The sequence below is a fragment of the Vibrio sp. L85 genome, assembly GCF_963871815.1.
Classification (GTDB): Bacteria; Pseudomonadota; Gammaproteobacteria; order Enterobacterales; family Vibrionaceae; genus Vibrio; species Vibrio harveyi.
This window is the reverse complement of the sequence record NZ_CAWMYL010000041.1, coordinates 1-276: the sequence shown is the minus strand read 5'-3', so window position 1 is coordinate 276 and position 276 is coordinate 1. Positions and strand designations below refer to the sequence as shown.

Sequence of the window (276 nt, the reverse complement as noted above, 5' to 3'; positions counted from 1 at the left end):
TTTTATTTTCGTTATAAGCAGTCGGATCAAGGCTACTTTCAACTTGAGAAATCGCCCTTAATAAATCTGGTGATACATTATAATATTGTCCAGCCTCATCAAAACAAAAAGCAGACGCTTGAAAGGGAACTAGAAAAACAAAGATCATTTTAAATTTCATAACACAACCACAACAAATGACATAAATAAATGCAGAAACTCAAAGCAGTTTACCATGAGGAGCGGCGTGACGAGTAGAGAATGCGCTCACGAAGTGAGTAAGAAGCACGATAGCAG

At 37.3% G+C, this 276-nt stretch carries 1 protein-coding gene; it reads right to left on the bottom strand.

The features are described from left to right. Nucleotides 1–160, bottom strand: a 160-nt coding sequence (locus AACR11_RS07255; protein ID WP_416316082.1) for a transglycosylase SLT domain-containing protein, incomplete at its 3' end; no start/stop codon positions are given. Nucleotides 161–276: the final 116 nt, after the last annotated feature.